Source organism: Pseudomonas sp. Sample_14 (genome assembly GCF_004307515.1).
Lineage (GTDB): Bacteria > Pseudomonadota > Gammaproteobacteria > Pseudomonadales > Pseudomonadaceae > Aquipseudomonas > Aquipseudomonas atacamensis.
The window spans coordinates 104,061-121,296 of the sequence record NZ_RCOC01000088.1; the positions used below are offsets into that span (position 1 = coordinate 104,061).

21 protein-coding genes are annotated in these 17,236 nt (G+C 59.7%); 12 read left to right on the forward strand and 9 right to left on the reverse strand.

The genetic code is table 11. From position 1 onward, the window contains the following. Positions 1 to 56 precede the first annotated feature (56 nt). Positions 57 to 1,637, forward strand: a complete 1,581-nt coding sequence (locus D8U61_RS21065; protein WP_122750706.1) for a RimK family protein — start codon at positions 57 to 59, stop codon at positions 1,635 to 1,637. A 3-nt stretch (positions 1,638 to 1,640) separates the two neighbouring features. Further along, positions 1,641 to 2,552 carry a magnesium transporter CorA family protein gene (locus tag D8U61_RS21070; RefSeq protein ID WP_130927602.1) on the forward strand — a complete coding sequence of 304 codons (912 nt, stop codon included), beginning with the start codon at positions 1,641 to 1,643 and terminating at the stop codon, positions 2,550 to 2,552. Positions 2,553 to 2,594: 42 nt separating this feature from the next. Here the strand turns inward: D8U61_RS21070 and D8U61_RS21075 are convergent, their stop codons facing one another. Then, complete coding sequence (locus D8U61_RS21075; RefSeq protein ID WP_016774354.1) at positions 2,595 to 2,831, reverse strand: hypothetical protein; 237 nt, start codon at positions 2,829 to 2,831, stop codon at positions 2,595 to 2,597. A gap of 163 nt (positions 2,832 to 2,994) precedes the next feature. Here D8U61_RS21075 and D8U61_RS21080 point away from each other — a divergent pair, with 163 nt between their 5' ends. Together D8U61_RS21080 and D8U61_RS21085 are read left to right on the forward strand one after the other, a co-directional pair. Continuing rightward, entirely contained in the window at positions 2,995 to 3,438 is a 444-nt protein-coding gene (locus tag D8U61_RS21080; protein WP_016774353.1) for a TspO/MBR family protein, read from the forward strand. Further along, positions 3,435 to 4,418, forward strand: a complete 984-nt coding sequence (locus tag D8U61_RS21085) for an alpha/beta hydrolase fold domain-containing protein (RefSeq protein ID WP_241663642.1) — start codon at positions 3,435 to 3,437, stop codon at positions 4,416 to 4,418. Before D8U61_RS21080 ends, D8U61_RS21085 begins: the two co-directional genes overlap by 4 nt. Here D8U61_RS21085 and D8U61_RS21090 read toward each other — a convergent pair. Further along, positions 4,376 to 4,951: a TetR/AcrR family transcriptional regulator gene (locus tag D8U61_RS21090; protein WP_130888036.1), complete on the reverse strand. Its 576-nt coding sequence runs from the start codon at positions 4,949 to 4,951 to the stop codon at positions 4,376 to 4,378. The genes D8U61_RS21085 and D8U61_RS21090 overlap by 43 nt on opposite strands. A 141-nt stretch (positions 4,952 to 5,092) precedes the next feature. Between D8U61_RS21090 and D8U61_RS21095 the strand changes: the two genes are divergently transcribed. Beyond that, positions 5,093 to 5,788, forward strand: a complete 696-nt coding sequence (locus D8U61_RS21095) for a glutathione S-transferase (RefSeq protein ID WP_130888037.1) — start codon at positions 5,093 to 5,095, stop codon at positions 5,786 to 5,788. A gap of 47 nt (positions 5,789 to 5,835) precedes the next feature. Here the strand turns inward: D8U61_RS21095 and D8U61_RS21100 are convergent, their stop codons facing one another. After that, positions 5,836 to 6,846 carry an NAD(P)-dependent alcohol dehydrogenase gene (locus tag D8U61_RS21100; protein WP_130927603.1) on the reverse strand — a complete coding sequence of 337 codons (1,011 nt, stop codon included), beginning with the start codon at positions 6,844 to 6,846 and terminating at the stop codon, positions 5,836 to 5,838. Between the two features lie 157 nt (positions 6,847 to 7,003). Here D8U61_RS21100 and D8U61_RS21105 point away from each other — a divergent pair, with 157 nt between their 5' ends. Next, positions 7,004 to 7,918, forward strand: a complete 915-nt coding sequence (locus D8U61_RS21105; protein ID WP_130927604.1) for a LysR family transcriptional regulator — start codon at positions 7,004 to 7,006, stop codon at positions 7,916 to 7,918. Positions 7,919 to 7,955: 37 nt separating this feature from the next. On the opposite strand, the gene D8U61_RS21110 is transcribed toward D8U61_RS21105, so the two are convergent. Together D8U61_RS21110 and D8U61_RS21115 are read right to left on the reverse strand one after the other, a co-directional pair. Then, the gene (locus D8U61_RS21110; RefSeq protein WP_130927642.1) at positions 7,956 to 8,342 is read right to left on the reverse strand and encodes a carboxymuconolactone decarboxylase family protein; all 387 of its coding nucleotides are present in this window, start codon (positions 8,340 to 8,342) and stop codon (positions 7,956 to 7,958) included. Between the two features lie 76 nt (positions 8,343 to 8,418). Next, a complete protein-coding gene (locus D8U61_RS21115) occupies positions 8,419 to 8,805 on the reverse strand; it encodes a MerR family transcriptional regulator (RefSeq protein ID WP_130927605.1) in 387 nt (128 codons plus the stop codon). Positions 8,806 to 9,014: 209 nt separating this feature from the next. Between D8U61_RS21115 and D8U61_RS21120 the strand changes: the two genes are divergently transcribed. The 4 genes from D8U61_RS21120 to D8U61_RS21135 all read left to right on the forward strand — a co-directional run bounded on the left by D8U61_RS21120 (position 9,015) and on the right by D8U61_RS21135 (position 12,265). Beyond that, positions 9,015 to 9,347 carry a hypothetical protein gene (locus D8U61_RS21120; protein WP_130927606.1) on the forward strand — a complete coding sequence of 111 codons (333 nt, stop codon included), beginning with the start codon at positions 9,015 to 9,017 and terminating at the stop codon, positions 9,345 to 9,347. A 189-nt stretch (positions 9,348 to 9,536) separates the two neighbouring features. Beyond that, the gene (locus D8U61_RS21125; protein WP_130927607.1) at positions 9,537 to 10,361 is read left to right on the forward strand and encodes an oxidoreductase; all 825 of its coding nucleotides are present in this window, start codon (positions 9,537 to 9,539) and stop codon (positions 10,359 to 10,361) included. Positions 10,362 to 10,645: 284 nt separating this feature from the next. Continuing rightward, positions 10,646 to 11,587, forward strand: coding sequence for an AraC family transcriptional regulator (locus D8U61_RS21130; protein WP_130927608.1), 942 nt, complete (start codon positions 10,646 to 10,648; stop codon positions 11,585 to 11,587). A 48-nt stretch (positions 11,588 to 11,635) separates the two neighbouring features. Next, on the forward strand, positions 11,636 to 12,265 hold the full coding sequence (locus D8U61_RS21135; RefSeq protein ID WP_130927609.1) for a DUF3885 domain-containing protein: 630 nt from the start codon (positions 11,636 to 11,638) through the stop codon (positions 12,263 to 12,265). A 7-nt stretch (positions 12,266 to 12,272) separates the two neighbouring features. Here the strand turns inward: D8U61_RS21135 and D8U61_RS21140 are convergent, their stop codons facing one another. Beyond that, positions 12,273 to 12,728 carry a GNAT family N-acetyltransferase gene (locus D8U61_RS21140; protein ID WP_241663643.1) on the reverse strand — a complete coding sequence of 152 codons (456 nt, stop codon included), beginning with the start codon at positions 12,726 to 12,728 and terminating at the stop codon, positions 12,273 to 12,275. Between the two features lie 132 nt (positions 12,729 to 12,860). On the opposite strand from D8U61_RS21140, the gene D8U61_RS21145 reads away from it, so the two are divergent. After that, on the forward strand, positions 12,861 to 13,274 hold the full coding sequence (locus D8U61_RS21145; protein ID WP_130927610.1) for a PaaI family thioesterase: 414 nt from the start codon (positions 12,861 to 12,863) through the stop codon (positions 13,272 to 13,274). Positions 13,275 to 13,285: 11 nt separating this feature from the next. Here the strand turns inward: D8U61_RS21145 and D8U61_RS21150 are convergent, their stop codons facing one another. Beyond that, the gene (locus D8U61_RS21150; RefSeq protein ID WP_016774338.1) at positions 13,286 to 13,744 is read right to left on the reverse strand and encodes a helix-turn-helix domain-containing protein; all 459 of its coding nucleotides are present in this window, start codon (positions 13,742 to 13,744) and stop codon (positions 13,286 to 13,288) included. 93 nt (positions 13,745 to 13,837) lie between these two features. Between D8U61_RS21150 and D8U61_RS21155 the strand changes: the two genes are divergently transcribed. After that, complete coding sequence (locus D8U61_RS21155) at positions 13,838 to 14,779, forward strand: aromatic alcohol reductase (protein ID WP_130927644.1); 942 nt, start codon at positions 13,838 to 13,840, stop codon at positions 14,777 to 14,779. Positions 14,780 to 14,814: 35 nt separating this feature from the next. Here the strand turns inward: D8U61_RS21155 and D8U61_RS21160 are convergent, their stop codons facing one another. Both D8U61_RS21160 and D8U61_RS21165 read right to left on the reverse strand, forming a co-directional pair. Continuing rightward, positions 14,815 to 16,359, reverse strand: a complete 1,545-nt coding sequence (locus D8U61_RS21160; RefSeq protein ID WP_130927611.1) for a GMC family oxidoreductase N-terminal domain-containing protein — start codon at positions 16,357 to 16,359, stop codon at positions 14,815 to 14,817. A gap of 26 nt (positions 16,360 to 16,385) precedes the next feature. Then, a complete protein-coding gene (locus tag D8U61_RS21165; protein ID WP_130927612.1) occupies positions 16,386 to 17,159 on the reverse strand; it encodes an alpha/beta hydrolase in 774 nt (257 codons plus the stop codon). Positions 17,160 to 17,236 lie beyond the last annotated feature (77 nt).

Sequence of the window (17,236 nt, forward strand, 5' to 3'; positions counted from 1 at the left end):
CCGAAAGGCCCGTGATTTATTGAAGCGGCGTCTTCTTCAACAGGGATTCATTACTCATGTCAGCGGTGCAAGCCAACGTGAACGAAGTATTAGACAAAACCGAGCATTCGACAATCTCCCTCAGCGAGGAACCTCCCAGTCTCAAACCCTCGGGAAGTCGATTGCTCATACTGGTCGAACGCAAGGATGACTGGGCTGATTACTTGCCTAGCGAGAGCCTGATGCTGGCTCAGGATTACCTTGAACACAGCGATGATTTTCCTCATCGCACCCAGGTCATCAACCTCTGCCGCAATTACAAATACCTCGGTCAGGGCTATTACTGCTCATTGCTCGCCGAGGCGCGTGGGCACAAGGTTTTTCCCTCGGTGCGCACCGTCAGCGAGCTGGCGCGCAAAGCGCTGTACGGGGTCGGGCTGAATGATCTGCAACGCACCCTGGAGCGGGCGCTGGCCAACCATCCATACGGCGAAACCGAGGCTTTCACGCTGTCGTTGTACTTCGGCAAGGCCTCGATCGAGCCGCTGCAAGAGATCGGCCGTCAGCTGTTCGAGGCGTTCCCCTGCCCTATCCTGCTGGTGGAATTCCGCCGTGGTGAGAGCTGGCAGATCGCAGGCATCAAAGCCGGAGCGCTGCACAAGCTTCGCGACGAACAGCAGCATGTCTTCGCTGACGCACTGGACGCGTTCAATCGCAGAACGTGGCGTCAGCCCGCTTCCAAACGTGTGGCCCGCTACGACCTGGCCATCCTGCATGATCCTGACGAAGCCCTGCCGCCGTCTAACCCCGAGGCATTGCAGCGTTTCATCGCTGCGGGGGAACAGCTGGGTATCGATGTCGAGTTGATCGAGAAAAAAGACTACGCACGTCTTGCTGAATTCGACGCGCTGTTCATCCGCGAAACCACGCGAGTGGATGATCACACCTATCGGTTCGCGAAAAAGGCTGAAAGCGAAGGCCTCGTGGTGATTGACGATCCGTCGTCCATCCTGCGTTGCACCAACAAGGTCTATCTGGCCGACCTGCTCAAGCGTCGCGGGCTGGGCATGCCGGCAACGGAAATCCTCTACAAGGATCGTCCGCAGGAACTCGAAAACGCAGGGCGTCGCCTCGGTTTCCCGTTGGTACTGAAAATCCCCGATGGCTGCTTTTCACGGGGTGTGATCAAGGTCGCCGATGCACAAGCGCTGGCCACAGCCGCACAGGAGTTATTCGAACACTCGGTGCTGCTGCTCGCGCAGGAGTATTGCTACACCGAGTACGACTGGCGCGTCGGCGTGCTCAATGGCGAGGCGCTTTATGCCTGTAGATACTTCATGTCCAAGGGGCATTGGCAGATTTACAACCACAAGGCGCTGCCCGGCGAGATCAACGGAATGTGCGAGGCGGTGCCCGTCGAACAAGCCCCGCCCGCAGTCGTGCAGCTCGCCGTACAGACGGCGCGGCTGATCGGCGACGGCCTCTACGGCGTCGACCTCAAGCAGGCGGGCGATCGGGTGCTGGTCATCGAAGTGAACGACAACCCCAACCTCGATGCGGGTATCGAAGACGCGGTACTGGGCGACGAACTTTATCGGCGCGTGCTGCAAGCGTTCACGCAAAGGCTCGAGCTCAAACACCGTGGCCAAGCGTGGTGAGCAATGATTGAAGGCTATTGCATTGATTGCGGCGCCCTGCACAGGACATCTGGAGAACAGGCGACTGTCTGGCTGTGTGTCGCCCCAGACGCAGCCGAGCAACTGGATCTGCACAGACGCCTGGGCATTGGCCCACAAGCGATAGAGTCGTCGCTGGACCCTGACGAAGTGGCCCGCATCGAGGTCAAGCCTGATCACCTGTTTATGATCTGGAAGCGCCCGGAAAGCTTCGACGGGCGCGCATTCAACGTTTCGTCCTTCGGAGTGGTGCTGAGCGAAAAACGCTTGGTGGTCATTTGTGCGAGCAACTCGCTGCTTTCGGGGCTGGAGCACGATGCGCAAATGACCGGGCCGCTGGACGTGCTGATGGCGTTACTCGCTGAAAGCGTTCATCACTATCTCGGGCATTTGCGCGTGGTCAAACAGATCGCGCGGGAGATTCAACAGCAGTTCACCCGGGCGATGGACAATCAGCAATTGGCGCAGATGTACAACCTGAGCGAAAGCCTCGTGTACTACGTCAATGCGATTCAAAGTAACGGAGCGGTGCTGACGCTGCTGCGCAACCACGGCCAGCGTCAGGGCTTCAGCGACGGTCAGCTGGCTGCGCTGAACGATCTGATCGTGGAAAACGAACAAAGCTTCCAGCAGGCCAGAATTCACGCCAAGGTGTTCGCCAACCTCATCGAATCCCACGGCAACCTTGCCAACAACAGCATGAACCGGGCGCTGCGCAAGCTGACGCTGATCAACGTCGTATTCCTTCCCTTGAACCTGATCGCCGGCATCGGTGGCATGTCGGAGTTCAGCATGATGACGTCCGGCGTTCCGTGGTGGATGTCCTTTCCCGTGCTGATCGCCTGCATGGGCCTCGTGGGCGCGGGGATGGTGCTGGTATTGCGGCGCATGGCCTGAATCCAGAGCACATTCTGCTAACGCCTGCGCCGCATTCGAAGGTCAATTGGTCCGGCTGACCACCCGGATATGTGTAATCCCTACCCGCTCGGCCTGCTCGAGAATCTGTTCTGGCGTCGAATCCGCCGTGGGCATGACCAGGCTGTTTTCGGCATCGCCCAGATGCAATTCGAGCAGATGCATCGCCGCGTCGTGCTCGGCCAGTTGCGCTTCCTTGAGCTCGAGCAGATAAGTACGAGGCTCGCCATTGAAACGGTATTCGATGTGATAGGTGTACATGATGTCGTCCGCGTCGGTGGGAAAAGGCAGTGTTTATCCTGACGCGACGGTCAGCTTTTAGTTCAACCTGACTGCCATTTTGCGTTTGCAAACAAACTTTTTGCGCAGCGAAGCGTCCTCTTCTTAACTCTCCATGACAGCTGATCACAGCTAAGGACTGGCAATGACCTTTTTCATCTTCCTTCTCGCCTGTGCGGCGGCGGCAACCACTGGCGTTATGTTCAAACCCGGCCCGTGGTACGAATCGCTGACCAAACCCTCTTTCACCCCGCCCAACTGGGCCTTTCCCGTAGCGTGGACGATCATCTACCTGCTGCTGGCTTGGGCCGGTTATCGCTTGAGTCTGATCCCCGGCAGCCAAACGGTGCTGGCTTTGTGGGCCGCACAGATCGCCCTGAACACGCTGTGGACGCCGGTGTTCTTCGGCGCGCATCAGGTGCTGGCGGCGCTGGTGATTCTGGCGGTGCTGTGGGTGGTGGTCGCCGTGATGGTGGTACTCGCACTGCAACTGGACGTGGTCACCGGATTGATTCTGTTCCCGTATCTGGCGTGGCTATGCGTCGCGGCGGCGCTGAACGCCTCGATTCTGATGAAGAATCGCCTGTGAGCGACTTCCCATGGCCGCAAGGCGAGCGCGATCTGGCGCAGGTTCGCGCGTTCAACAAAAAGCTCGCCTGGCTGCCGCGTTTCAAGATCCGCAATCGCCTTACCCCACGGCTGATTCAGGCGTTGCTGCGGGCGGGTCAGCTCGGCGGCGACGGCAAGCTGCGCCAGCATGGGCTGACCGCCGAACGGAAGATCATCGACACGGTGCCCGTGCGCATCATCCGCCCCAAGGGCAAAGCCAAAGGCGTGGTGCTGGATTTCCATGGTGGCGGCTGGGTGATCGGCAATGCGCAGATGAACGACAACTTCAACATCGCCATCGTCAACACCTGCGACGTGGCGGTGGTGTCGGTTGATTATCGGCTGGCCGTTTCGACGCCAATCGAGGGCTTGTTGGACGACTGTCTGCGCGCCACTCGCGGCATCTTGAACGATGGCGAATTTGCCGGGCTGCCCGTAGTCGTCGTCGGTGAATCGGCCGGCGGGCATCTGGCGGCCGCCACCCTCCTCGCGCTCAAATCTTCGCCGCAACTGCTGCAACGGATCTGCGGCGCGCTGCTGTATTACGGCGTCTACGACCTGACCGGCACACCCAGCGTACGCACCGCATCCGCCGATACTCTGGTGCTCGACGGCCCCGGCATGGTCGAAGCGTTGCGCCTGCTCACGCCGGATATCAGCGACGAACAACGACGCCAGCCACCGCTGTCGCCGCTGTATGGTGATTTCAGCGGACTGCCGCCAGCGCTACTGTTTGCCGGTGAGCTCGATCCGCTGCTGGATGACACGCGGCTCATCGCCGAGTGCTGGCAACACGCGGCGCCGGTGGAGATGTACGTGCTGCCGGAATGTCCGCATGGCTTCATCCACTTCCCCACCGCCACTGCTGACCATGTGCTGGCTTACAGCAGGCAGTGGATTTCGGCACGAGTGGCAAGCTACTCAGCGAAATCCGCCGAAATCAGCCCGGCGCTTTCGTAGCTGCCGATCAATTCATCAAACAACGCAATATCCCCTCGGCTGCGTGCAATCAACTGCGCACCAGCCACTGCCGCGTAAATCGCCCGCGCCCGCGCCTTGCAGCTGTCTTCGTCGGCAGCTCCTGCAGCGATCAACACTTGGGTCAGCCACTCGATGTTGACCTCTGCGAACTTCTTCACCTGGTCCTTCACCGGGTCTGGCAGATCCTGGTATTCGGCAGCCATGAAGCTGACCAGGCACAGCCGGTTACCGTTTTCCAGCGAAGTGCGGAAGATCGACGGGTACAACTTCAGGGATTGATGCGGCTCGGGATTGGCCTCACGAATGCCGTCCAGCGCCTTGGCCGCGTCTTGCCAGTAACGCTCGGCGACTGCCGCGCCGAGGTCGGCCTTGCTGGGAAAGTGGTAGTAGATGCTGGCGTTCTTGATACCCACCACTGCACCGATGCTACGGAAGTTGATGCCGTTGTAGCCGTGGGTCTGCGCCGCTGTTTTGGCGGCGTCCAGAATCGCTTCGCGTGCGTTCACGCTCATGTCTGTGTCCTCGCTGACTATCGGTCAATGGGGCGGAGTGTACCCGCGAAAGATTTACCTGCCAATTGGCAGGTAGGGGATTGACAGGAATAAATTCTGGTCGCAGTCTTTGCCTACCAACTGACAGGCAGGGCAACTGAAATGACCGCTAACTCGACTCAAAACGACGCTCACTCCATTTCCGCATTGAAAATCTACGACTGGTACAACGGCCCTTACCCGGCCCGCGTGCGCATCGCCCTGGCGGAAAAATCGCTATTGGCCCGCACCGAATTCGTCTCGGTAAATCTGTGGAAAGGCGAACACAAGAACCCCGAGTTCTTGCGCTTGAACTACTCCGGAACGCTGCCAGTGCTGGAACTGGAAGACGGCACGCTGCTCGCCGAATGCACGGCCATCACGCAATACCTGGACGTTCTCGATGGCAACCCTGTCCTCACCGGCCGCACACCGGTTGAGCAAGGACGGATCCACATGCTGACCAAGCGTGCCGAGATTGAATTTCTCGATGCCGTCAGCGTGTATTTCCACCATGCAACCCCGGGACTTGGCCCGGAAGTGGAGCTGTACCAGAACGCCGAATGGGGCATGCGCATGCGGGACAAGGCTGTGCGCGGCATGCGCTATTTCGACGACTTGCTGCGTGATCAGCCGTTCGTGGCCGGCACCAGTTTTTCCATGGCGGACATCGCCGTGTTGGGCGGGATGATCTTCTCGGCGCTGGTTGAGCTGGAAGTCCCGGAAGACTGCACGGCACTGCGCGAATGGCACGCGCGCATGCAGCAACGTCCGAGTGTGCAGCAATGGCGCGCGATGGTTGAGCGCGGCGAACCGTAAAAAACCAGACCAGCAAAAAGGCGCCTTGATCGGCGCCTTTTTCGTTGTCAGCTTACCTTGATCACAACCTTGCCAAACGCCCCCTTCGCCAGATGCTCATAGGCCTCGCGCGCCTGTTCGAACGGATACACATGGTCGATCACCGGCCGAATGTCGTGCTCGGCGAGGAACACGTTCATCCGGTCGAACGATGAACGCGGTGCCACCGCGATGCCGCGAATGGTGGTCTGGCGGAAGATCAGCGGCATCAGGTTCAGCTCGACAGTCTGCCCTGTCAGAAAGCCGATCTGCGCTATCCGCCCCGAGGCCTTGGTCGCTGCTACCGACTGATTGATGCCATTGCCTCCCGCCACATCGAGCAGCAGATCCACACCCTTGCCCTCGGTGAGTTTGAGCACCTCGTCCGCCCAGTTCGGCGTGCTGCGGTAGTTGATACCGGCGACCGCGCCCAGACGTTTTACCGCGTGCAGGTTTTCATCGCTGCTTGAGGTAGCGATGACTTTGGCGCCCAGCGCGGTGGCGATCTGCACGGCGAAAATCGATACGCCGCCGGTGCCCTGCACCAACACAGTCTGGCCCGGTTGAATAGCGCCGAAATCCACCAGCGCATACCACGCGGTGAGTGCGGCGATTGGCAGCGTCGCCGCCTCTTCATCGCTCATGTTGGCCGGCGCGCCGACGGCGCTGTCCTCGTGAATGATCATGTACTCGGCGAGGCCACCGGGCAGCGGCGAACCGAAGCAGTAATCCGGCTCGTTCGGCCCCGGCTCGCCGTCAAGCCAGCGCGAGTACAGATGCGAATTGACCCGGTCGCCGACCTTGAAGCGTGTCACGCCGTCGCCGATCGCAACCACCGTGCCGACGGCATCGCTGACCGGAATCAACGGTTTTGGCACCATGTGCGGCTCATAGATGCCGTCAACGATCGCCTTGTCGCGAAAATTCAGCGACACCGCGCCGACCTTGACCAGCAGCTCGCCGGGCTTGGGTTGCGGCGTTTCCGTCTCCCCGAGTTGCAGATTGTCGAGCCCGAAATCTTTCAGTAACCATGCTTTCATGGTGAGTCTCCAAATGCGTTATTGGCCGCAAACCCTCAGCAGGTTTGCCTTGGGGCCATGATTGGCTTTTACACCAGCGCAATAAATGCTTGGAAACAGACAGGATTGTTCTATTCTCAGGCAACAAATCCAGATACTGAAGCTCAGCGGAAAAGTCATGGAATTACTGCAATCGATGCGCCTGTTCGCCCGGCTGGCGGAGCTGGGCAGTTTCACCAAAGCCGCCGAGTCGCTGGATATCGGCCGGCCGCAGGTCACTCGCTATATTCAGGAACTGGAAACATCGCTGGGCGTGCGCCTGTTCCAGCGCACTACGAGGAAAGTCGCACTCACCGCCGAGGGTGAACTTTTCTATCAGCGGGTACAGGAAATCCTCGCCGAGATCACCGCCGCCACCACGATGTTCGATCGCACCGGAGCCACGCTGTCCGGCCGCCTGCGCATCGATATCCCCACTGCGTTCGCGCAACTGGAATTCATCAAGAGCCTGCGAGAATTCACCGCCACCTACCCCGGCATCGATATGGTGCTGGGCGTCACCGATCGTGCGGTTGATCTGGTCGGCGAAGGCATCGACTGTGCGCTGCGCATCGGCGAGCTGCACGACTCAACCCTGATCGCCCGCCCTATCGCCTTGGCGACCATGGTCACCTGCGCCGCGCCCGAATACCTGCGCGAGCACGGCACGCCGGAAACGCTTGGAGATCTGGCGAACCATCAAGGTGTGAACTTTCTCTCGGGCCAGAACAACCGCACCTTGCCCTGGCAGTTTTCAGTTGAGGGCAAACAGAAAAGCTACGTCAGCCGCAAAGGCATTACCGTCACCGAGTCGAACGCTTACGTGCAGTGTGGCGTGTCGGGCTTCGGCATTATCCAGGCGCCGGGCATCGCGGTCGCCGAGCATTTGGCTAGCGGTGCTCTGGTGGAAATTCTGCAACCGCTGCGCCCGCTGCCTCGGCCGGTATCGCTGCTGTACCCGAGCCGCACGCATTTGCCGGCGCAGGTTCAGGTGTTTATCGAATGGCTGCAGGTGCGGTTTGTGCAGTTGTATGCGGGGTGGGTAGAAGGTTGAATCTGGCTTTATCGCGCAGTTTCTGCAGCGTGCGCACCTAGGATTTGACGCTGATCCCGCGAGCAGCAAAGACTTCACGCGCAGCCGTTATACCGTTCAAGGCGCTGGGAAATCCTGCGTATACGGTCATTTGCAAGATCACATCGACCACCGCCTCCGGTGTGCACCCGACGTTCAGGGCACCGCCGATATGCACTTTCAGTTGTGGCTGTGCGTTGCCCAGTGCGGTCAGTGCCGCAACGGTTGCCAGCTCACGAGTGCAGTGATCGAGCCCGGGGCGGGCGAAGACATCGCCGTAGGCAAAACTCAGAATCCAGTCCGCAAGCTCTGGAGCAGTATCCTCCAATGAATCAACCACTGCCTGACCAGGTCCGCCAGTAATCTGCGTCAGAGCGGCTTCTCCGCGCGCTCGACGATCGGTCATCTCCACCGGCGCTGCGACACTGGTCACGCTTGCGCCAATCAGTGTGGCGGACAGCAAACGATTGAAACCGGGAAGTTTACGGATCATGGTGATGCTCCTTTTGCTCGAGTTGTTGGTAGATCTGAATCTTGTTATCCAGAACCTCCAGGGACTGGCTTAACTGGCTGATCTGCGCTTGCACGTCCCGGCGATGCTGCTCGAGAAGTTCGCGGCGTTCTGCCAGGGTCGAGTCGCCTGATCGACGCAATTCGGCATACCTCAGCATTTGCTGGATCGGCATTCCGGTCGCCTTCAGCCGGAGCAGAAACTCGGCCCACAGCACATCCTTCTCGGCGTACACCCGGTGGCCATTGCCACCGCGCCCAACCGGATCGAACAGCCCGATGCGCTCGTAATAGCGGATCGTGTGAGCGCTCAAATCAAGGCGCTTGGCCAACTTTGAAATTGTCAGTTCTGGATTCATGTCATCACCGTAAAGGTTTGAGCGCGCTCTAAGTCAATGGCTGTTTTTCATCAAGCAGAATCAGGCAAATCGCCGACAGTATCCGCTTAACGCCGACACCGCCCTGCCCCCTAATCTGGACCCATGCAGAACTCACCACTGCAACGGGTTAACCAGAGACTGATCTGAACGACCCGGACCTCAATCGAAATTTGACCGGAGTCACCGCCATGAAAACTGTAAGCCAACTGATCGCCGTCGCCACCTTCGCCCTCAGCGCCAGCGCATTCGCCGTACCGAGCAATCAGGAAGATCGTTTCTTCACCCAGGTCAACGAACCACAGCAGACTGTTGCTGCCGATGGCTCGGAACGTACGCCGCAGGGCCAGGCTCTGGCTGAAAACGGCCGCCACCGCCTCGAGGAACAAGGCCTGGTTGAAGACGGCTATGACAAGACCCCGCAAGGCCAGGCCATCGCTGCTGACGGCTCAGACCGCACCCCACTGGGTGAGGCCCTCGCCGCTGATGGATCGGACCGTACACCGGGTCGTCGCGCAGCTTAAGCGCGTGTTGCCGAGACAGGAAAAGTCCTGCGGGTTTGAGACCTGCAGGACTTTTCCGTCTTTTGAGGCAAGACCTGATCGAAAACTCTATTGATAGGAACAGGCAATACTTCGATCCGATTCGGCATCGTCCGCCAGCGTTATCCGCCCTAACATGGCCTCTCCAATTGCCTGCTGGAGTACAGATCCATGAAGACCCTTTTCATCACCGGTGTCAGCAGCGGCTTCGGCCAGGCGCTGGCCAAGGAAGCGCTCGCTCAAGGTCACAGGATTATCGGCACAGTGCGCAGTGAATCCGCTCTGGCAGCCTTCGAAGCGCTGTCGCCCGAGCGCGCGCATGGGGTGCTGCTGGACGTTACCGATTTCGATGCCATCAATGGGGTGGTTGCGGCAGTGGAGGATCGTCACGGCCCGGTGGACGTGCTGGTCAACAACGCAGGTTATGGCCATGAGGGGATTTTTGAAGAGTGCTCTCTGGAAGAAATGCGCCGCCAGTTCGACGTCAACGTGTTCGGCGCGGTGGCGGTGACCAAGGCGTTCGTCCCGTATTTCCGCCAGCGCCGCGCAGGGCATATTCTCAATATCACCTCCATGGGTGGCTACATCACCATGCCGGGGATCGCCTATTACTGCGGCAGCAAGTTCGCTCTGGAGGGGATTTCTGACACCTTGAGCAAGGAGCTTGCGCCCTTCAATATTTTTGTCACCGCTGTGGCGCCGGGATCGTTTCGCACCGACTGGGCAGGCCGCTCGATGCAGCGCACGCCTCGTAATATCAGTGACTACGATGCAAGCTTCGATCCGGTGCGCAAGGCCCGGGAGGAGAAAAGCGGCCATCAGTTGGGCGATCCGCAGAAAGCTGCACGGGTCATGCTGACGATCATCGACAGTCCAAACCCGCCGGCTCACCTGCTATTGGGCAGCGATGCGCTGGCGTTGGTGCGTGACAAGTTGCAGCAGACGGCGGAGAGTATTGAGCAATGGGCAGCGCTTAGCCGCTCGACGGATGGCTGAAAGATCAAAAGCACCCTCACCCCAGCCCTCTCCCGGAGGGAGAGGGAGCCGATCGCGGGTGGATTCAACTCCTGAGCCTGCCTCGAAGATTTCCGCAGGGCTTATTACTCTAGAACAGCGCGGTCAGCATTCGGCGCGATATTTCAGGTCGGCAGATCCCGATCAAACACCACGGTCAGTCCCCTCTCCCTCTGGGAGAGGGCTAGGGTGAGGGCTCTGTCTGACACCCCGCCAATCAGCCAGACAGGTTCAAACCCGCCTTTTCACAAGGAAACCCACAGCCCATGCCGAAACCGAAAGACCCCATCACAGCGCGCATGGTCCAGCTAATGAGCCAGCTCGCCCCGCTGGAAGGTTACAACCTGAGCCCGCTGGACGATGTGCGTTTCCTGCGTTCCAACCGACCGCTGACCCGCACGCCGGTGTTGTACGAGCCGGGCATCGTCATCCTTTGTCAGGGGCGTAAACGCGGTTATCTCGGCGATGAAGTCTACATCTACGACGCTCAGCACTATCTGGTGGTGTCGGTGCCGGTACCCTTCACCATGGAAACCGACGCCAGCGAAGCCGAGCCAATGCTCGCGGTGTACGTGCGCCTGGATTTCGCTTTGGCTGGCGAGCTGATCCAGCAAGTGGACGAGCGGTGGGATCTCCCCACAGCGCAGCCGATGGGCATGTACGCCTCGCCGCTCGACGAACCGCTGCGCCGGTCAACCCTGCGTTTTCTTGAAGTGATGAGCGACGATGCCGACGCGCAAATCCTCGGCCCGGCGATGCTGCGCGAGCTCTACTACCGCATCCTCACCGGCGAACAAGGTGGCACCCTGCGCGCCGCCATCGCCCAACAAGGCCAGTTCGGCAAAGTGACCCGCGCCATCCACAAGATCCACAGCTGTTATCACCAGCATCTCGACGTAGAAACCCTGGCCGAGGAAGCGCAGATGAGCGTGCCGAATTTTCATCTGCACTTTCGCAAGGTCACCGACTCCTCGCCGATGCAGTATCTGAAGTCGACGCGGCTGCACCAGGCGCGATTGCTGATGCTGCGTAACGACCTGACCGCGGCAAAAACTGCATTTCTGGTCGGCTACGAAAGCGCCTCGCAATTCAGCCGCGACTTCAAACGCCTCTTCGGCCGCACACCGCTAGCGGAAGTTGCGTGGATGAAACAGGCCTATGCGCTGCCAGCACCGACGACTGCTTCGCCGTTTGTGTCGTCGCACTGACTTCACCCGCGTCTTGAACAAACAGAAATCCACATTGAAGGGAAGAAAGTGAATCTGAGAGCTGAGATCGAAAACGCATTTGGACCCCAGGCATTCGCCCGCCCGCTTTTCTATTCCTGGCCCGGAGGATTGCGTTTCGAACTCTCCGAAACGGGCGGAATGATCGAGCAATTCCTGACCGCTATGCGCAAATCCATAACCATCTGCGGCGACGTTTTCCAAGGGGACGAATCGTTTGTCGCATGCCTGCGCATTCATTCCGGTCGCAATCGATTCGCCCATCGCAGTACTCTTCGCGCCCTTAAATCTGCTGGCATCGATACTCCATCAGCGCTGTGCATCTGGAGCGAAGAAATAGATAACGAGGAATGGTTCAGTGAGGAAGAGCCGGAATATTGGGTCAACGTCGCCTTCGAAGCGTCTGTGGCGAGCATTCAAGCATTACTCTGGTGCGCATTGGCCAAGGACTTCGGTGCTATCCAACCGCGTGCGAACTGTGCTGTCTACCTGTTCAATCTGCCCAAGCGAGTCATGGTCTTTCCCTATGACGACCGAGGCATGGACGTGGTTGGAGCCAACACCGAACTACTTTTGCAGCTTTATCAACGACATCAAGTCTGGTTGCTCGACCATGACCGCGCAGCGATGGAAGCCACATTCGGCAGGCTGAAACGTTAGGTGAACGCTATCGTTTCAACTTCTTCGCCATGATGATCGTGCGCTCCGTCTGATGAAACTCATCTCTGACTTTCTTGAAGCCGAGCGAAGCATAGAAGCCTTCTGCGGTGACTGAGGAAGGAACGCGCAGCAAGTTGGAACCTGCGTCCATGGCGAGTGATTGAATGCTCTTCATCAGCTGGCTTCCGACACCCATTCCTTGAAAGTCCGGGTCGACAAATACGCTTCGAACAACGTCTCCATCAAGACTTGCCGTTGCGACGATTTGACTGTCGAGCGTAGCGACCAGCACCTGACGCTCAGTCAAAAAACGAAGGATGTTCGAGGGCGAAAAATTTTCAATCACTCGATCGATGATTTCGGGAGGATAGTCCCGAGCATTGCTCTCACGGAGCGTCTTGATGATCGTTTCACTGATAGCCGATGCATCCGCATCTCTCGCGATGTGAATTTGAATATCCACCCAGTAGCTCCTTGCTTGTCCGCTCCGTGTACAGCACTTATCGCAGCAAATTCCCCATCCGCATAGTGCTTGCCCCCTTCTGTGTTTCCCCGCCCAATCAAACAGGTCAGCCACCTGCATCAGGATGGGATCATGCACACCACGGCCATTCCCGAAGGTTTCACACCATTCACCCGCAGCAGTCCGTTGCTGGATCTGCTCGGCCCGATCTACGCCAGAGGCCACGGCCTGCAATTGGAACTGGGCTTGCTGACCGACTCCCGCCACGCCAATGGTCGCGGCACTTTGCATGGTGGTGTATTGGCGACTTTGGCCGATGTCGGGATGGGCTACGCCATGGCCTTTTCCAGCGATCCGCCGCAGCCGTTGATTACGGCGAGCATGACCCTGGATTATCTCGGTGCGGTGCAAATCAACGAGTGGCTCGAAGTGCGTCTTGAACACTCCAAAAAGGGCCGCCAACTGGCGTTTGCTGGCGTCAGTCTGCACGTAGGTGAGCGAACGGTCGCGCGCGCCAGTGCCGTGTTCGCGGTGCCGCTGAGCTGAAGCGCGAAACCTCAGTCTGACGCTTCAGAATCATCCCGCGCTGGAACAGGAATTTGCCATGAGGGTTTCTTGCCGACCTGGCTATCGAACGTGCGTCGCGCTTGGCGGAAACCCTCGACGTTTTCCACCACCCAAGTCCAGATCGGCGACATCCGCACCAGCAAGCCCATGCCCAATGGCGTCAGCTCGTACTCGACGTGCGGCGGCACCTGGTCGAGCTCGCGCCGGGTCAGCAGGCCGTCGCGTTCCAGCGCACGCAGGGTTTTGGTCAACATGCGCTGAGTCACGCCGGTCATCTGCCGTTTGATCTCAGCGTGACGCATCGTGCCGTACACCCCCAAGGCATGCAGGATGCCCAAAGACCAGCGACTGCCGGCGTGCGCGAGCACTTCGCGGCGCACGCCATCATCGTCTCGTCTGAGCGTCTGGCAGATTGCTTCTGCCTCACTGAGCGCTTGCTGATCAGTCATTTCTTCCCCTGGTATCACGCGTGTGCCTTCTTCTGAGTGCTGCCCGATCGTGCCAGCATTTGCCGATCTTACATGCAGATCTCAGGAGACATCATGACCGAATCGAACCACCCTTCCCCGCAATCCATTCTCGTCCTGGGCGCAGGTGAGCTCGGCCTGCCGGTTTTGCGCAACCTTGCGGGAGTGGCAAAGCGCTCGCCCGGCAGCACGATCAGCGTCCTGCTCAGGGCCTCGACGATCGACAGTCAGTTGCCGGCAAAGAAAGCCGAAATCGATGAACTGCGCAGTCTCGGCGTGCAGATGGTGGCGGCAGATCTGGTCAACGATTCGATCGACCAACTGGCCGAAGTCTTCGCACCTTTCGATGCCGTCATCGGCTGCGCCGGCATGGTCGCTGGTCGTGAGACGCCGATGAAGCTGGCGACCGCTGCGCTCAAGTCGGGCATCAAACGCTACTTTCCCTGGCAGTTTGGCGTGGACTTCGAAGTGATCGGCCGGGGCAGTCCGCAGGATCTGTTCGATGCTCAGCTCGACGTGCGCGAACTGCTGCGCGCGCAGGACAAAACCGAATGGGTGATCATCTCGACCGGCATGTTTACCAGTTTCCTCTTCGAGCCGGTGTTTGAAGTCGTTGATTTCGACAACGACACCGTTAACGCCCTGGGCAGCCTGGACACCAGCGTGACGCTGACGACCCCGGACGACATCGGCAAACTGACTGCAGAAATCGTTTTCTTCGAACCGCCTTTTCGCAACGAGATCGTGTATCTGTCGGGCGACACGCTGACCTATGAACAGGTCGCGGGCCTTCTCGAACGCGTGCTCGGACGGCCCTTCAAGCGTAACGTCTGGACGGTGCCGCACCTGATGCAGGAACTGGAAAAAGACCCCACTCACCACATCAAAAAATACCGCGCGGTGTTTGCCCAAGGTCGAGGTGTGGCGTGGCCGAAAGCGGGCACGTTCAATGAGCAGCGGGCGATACAGGTCACGACGGCCGAGCAGTGGGCGCGGGAAAATCTTGCGAACGAGTGAAAGCAGATTTTGCGCAGCGGGGCGTTGTGGGCGCTTTATACTCCCGCAAGCACCAGCTCCGCTGCCCGCTCACCAATAACGACGCACGGCGCCATCGTGTTGCCAACGGTGATGCGCGGCATGATCGAGGCATCTGCAACGCGCAGCCCGTCGATCCCGTATACGCGTAATTGATGGTCAACCACCGACAGCGCATCGCGGCCCATTTTTGCCGTACACGACAGGTGCCAGTAGGTCATCGCCGAGTTGCGGATGAACTGTTCCATAGCGCGGTGTTCTCTCGGCCCGGGCACGACTGCGCGCTTGATCAGCCCATCGAAGGCCTGGCTGTTGCCGAGCGCCCGGCACAGTTCGATCGACGCATGGGCTGCGGCCATGTCCTCGGGCTCGCTCAGGGAGTTCGGCTCAATGATCGGTGCATCCAGCGGCCCTGCACCTGACAACCGCAAGCGTCCGCGACTGGCAGGTCTGGCCAGCCCGGCGAACATGGTCCAGCCATGCTCCGGCGGCTCGATGGCGACCTCAGGCGGAGACGGTACCGCGAATGCCAGCTGACACTGCAAAAGATCCGGGGCTTCCAGGCGACTGTCGCTTTTCCAGTACAAGGTGGTTTCGCATCCGCTGCCAGCGACCGCTTGGGGTTGTTGGTATTCCCACGTGCAGCCGAAAGCCAGATGATCCTGCAAATTTTCGCCGACACCGGGTAAATGAACGACCGGTGCGATGCCGTGTTTTCGCAGTTCATCCGCCGGGCCGATGCCCGACTGCATGAGCACTTTCGGTGATTGCACCGCGCCCATGGACAGAATGACTTCAGCTGCGGCATGAAACCGGCGCCGCTCGCCGGCGATCAACACTTCGACACCGACGGCCCGGGTGCCGACCAGCAACACGCGGGTCACCAACGCCCCGGTCATCACCGTCAGGTTCGGACAGTGCAAGTGTGGCCGGATGTAGGCGTCGTAAACCGACTCGCGCTTGCCCTGTTTGATGCGCAAGTCGGTGACAGCGATCCCACCTGCCCCTTCCATCATCACGCCATTGGGACTGTCGAATCGGGGGATGCCCAGATCGCCGGCCGCCTCCAGCGTTGCCAACGCAAGGGGTTGAGGCGTGGCCGGCTGCTCGACATGTACCGGCCCACCTGAACCACGCCGGGTGGCGTCCGGGCTGCCTTGCCAGTTTTCGATCCTGCGGTAGTAATCGAGCACCGATGCGTAGCCCCAGGCCGGGTCGCCAGACTCGGCAGCAAAATGCTCCCAATCGGCGCGATGGCCGCGCGACCAGACCATCACGTTGATGCTCGAACCTCCACCGAGCCCCTTGCCCATGCTCAGCGGGAGCCGTCGACCGTTGAGGCGTGGATCGGATTGCCCCTCGAATGCCCAGTCGCGCGCAGAGCCGAGGTTCAGCGGCCATTGCGCCGGTTCTGTCACCTCGGGGCCCGAATAGTCTTCGCCGGCCTCAATCAGCAGAACTCGTGCGCCTGACTGATCGGCAAGCCGCGCAGCGACCACGCAGCCCGACGTGCCGGCACCACAGACAATGAAGTCATAGTCGTGATCGCTCCGAAGATTCATACGCCCGCTCCCCTTCGATGCCGCGATCACTGTTCAGCAACGCCGTGCACGGCCTGGAGAATCACCGCCGCGACTTGCGCCGGCTGCGACTGCTGCGGGACATGGCTGGACTTCACCTCGGCGAGGGTCGCACCGATGCGCTTGGCGGCAGAACGCTGGACGTCGGGATGAATCATCCGGTCTTCGGTAGCGAGCAAGTACCAGGACGGTTTGGTTTTCCAGGACGAAACGGTGGTTTTATCTTCGAAAGCCGAGGCCTTGATCGGCCCTTGTGTGGCAGTCATGACGGCAGTTTGCGCGGCCGGCAGATCCTGAGCGAAGTCCTTGGCCATGCCTTCGGGGGTCAGATAGAGGAAGCCGTTACCGTCGGCCTTGATCTGACTGATGCCCGGCGGCGTCGGCGCACCTTTGCCCTGTTCGCCACTGGTTTGCCCGGCCTCTGGCGCGAAGGCGGCGACATACACCAGCGCGCTGACTTTCTGGTCGTTACCGGCTTCGGTGATCACCGTGCCGCCCCACGAGTGACCGACCAGCACCACTTTGCCCTGCTGGTTGTTCAGCGCGCGGCGCGTGGCGGCAACGTCGTCAGCCAGCGAGGTGAGCGGGTTTTGCACAACGGTAACGGCCACGCCTTTGGCTTGCAGCAGTGGCACCACTTTGGCCCAGTCGGAACCGTCAGCGAAGGCGCCGTGTACGATCACCACCGAAGGCGTTGTATCCTGCGCGTGGCTGGCGCCGGCCATGAAGGTACTGGCCAGGGCAAAGGCGACGGTGGCGAATTTCGATTTGATTGTTTTCATTGGATGAGCTCCTGTTCGGGAGTTCAGATTCTGCTGACTGGCCTGCGTTGTGGGCATCGGTCAATTATCCGACCCCG

What these genes read in the sequence shown, in the direction of transcription:
- D8U61_RS21065 (WP_122750706.1), top strand. Translation starts at nt 57, where the DNA reads ATGTCAGCGGTGCAAGCCAACGTGAACGAAGTATTAGACAAAACCGAG.
- D8U61_RS21070 (WP_130927602.1), top strand. Translation starts at nt 1,641, where the DNA reads ATGATTGAAGGCTATTGCATTGATTGCGGCGCCCTGCACAGGACATCT.
- D8U61_RS21075 (WP_016774354.1), bottom strand. Translation starts at nt 2,831, where the DNA reads ATGTACACCTATCACATCGAATACCGTTTCAATGGCGAGCCTCGTACT.
- D8U61_RS21080 (WP_016774353.1), top strand. Translation starts at nt 2,995, where the DNA reads ATGACCTTTTTCATCTTCCTTCTCGCCTGTGCGGCGGCGGCAACCACT.
- D8U61_RS21090 (WP_130888036.1), bottom strand. Translation starts at nt 4,951, where the DNA reads ATGAGCGTGAACGCACGCGAAGCGATTCTGGACGCCGCCAAAACAGCG.
- D8U61_RS21095 (WP_130888037.1), top strand. Translation starts at nt 5,093, where the DNA reads ATGACCGCTAACTCGACTCAAAACGACGCTCACTCCATTTCCGCATTG.
- D8U61_RS21100 (WP_130927603.1), bottom strand. Translation starts at nt 6,846, where the DNA reads ATGAAAGCATGGTTACTGAAAGATTTCGGGCTCGACAATCTGCAACTC.
- D8U61_RS21105 (WP_130927604.1), top strand. Translation starts at nt 7,004, where the DNA reads ATGGAATTACTGCAATCGATGCGCCTGTTCGCCCGGCTGGCGGAGCTG.
- D8U61_RS21110 (WP_130927642.1), bottom strand. Translation starts at nt 8,342, where the DNA reads ATGACCGATCGTCGAGCGCGCGGAGAAGCCGCTCTGACGCAGATTACT.
- D8U61_RS21115 (WP_130927605.1), bottom strand. Translation starts at nt 8,805, where the DNA reads ATGAATCCAGAACTGACAATTTCAAAGTTGGCCAAGCGCCTTGATTTG.
- D8U61_RS21120 (WP_130927606.1), top strand. Translation starts at nt 9,015, where the DNA reads ATGAAAACTGTAAGCCAACTGATCGCCGTCGCCACCTTCGCCCTCAGC.
- D8U61_RS21125 (WP_130927607.1), top strand. Translation starts at nt 9,537, where the DNA reads ATGAAGACCCTTTTCATCACCGGTGTCAGCAGCGGCTTCGGCCAGGCG.
- D8U61_RS21130 (WP_130927608.1), top strand. Translation starts at nt 10,646, where the DNA reads ATGCCGAAACCGAAAGACCCCATCACAGCGCGCATGGTCCAGCTAATG.
- D8U61_RS21145 (WP_130927610.1), top strand. Translation starts at nt 12,861, where the DNA reads ATGCACACCACGGCCATTCCCGAAGGTTTCACACCATTCACCCGCAGC.
- D8U61_RS21150 (WP_016774338.1), bottom strand. Translation starts at nt 13,744, where the DNA reads ATGACTGATCAGCAAGCGCTCAGTGAGGCAGAAGCAATCTGCCAGACG.
- D8U61_RS21155 (WP_130927644.1), top strand. Translation starts at nt 13,838, where the DNA reads ATGACCGAATCGAACCACCCTTCCCCGCAATCCATTCTCGTCCTGGGC.
- D8U61_RS21160 (WP_130927611.1), bottom strand. Translation starts at nt 16,359, where the DNA reads ATGAATCTTCGGAGCGATCACGACTATGACTTCATTGTCTGTGGTGCC.
- D8U61_RS21165 (WP_130927612.1), bottom strand. Translation starts at nt 17,159, where the DNA reads ATGAAAACAATCAAATCGAAATTCGCCACCGTCGCCTTTGCCCTGGCC.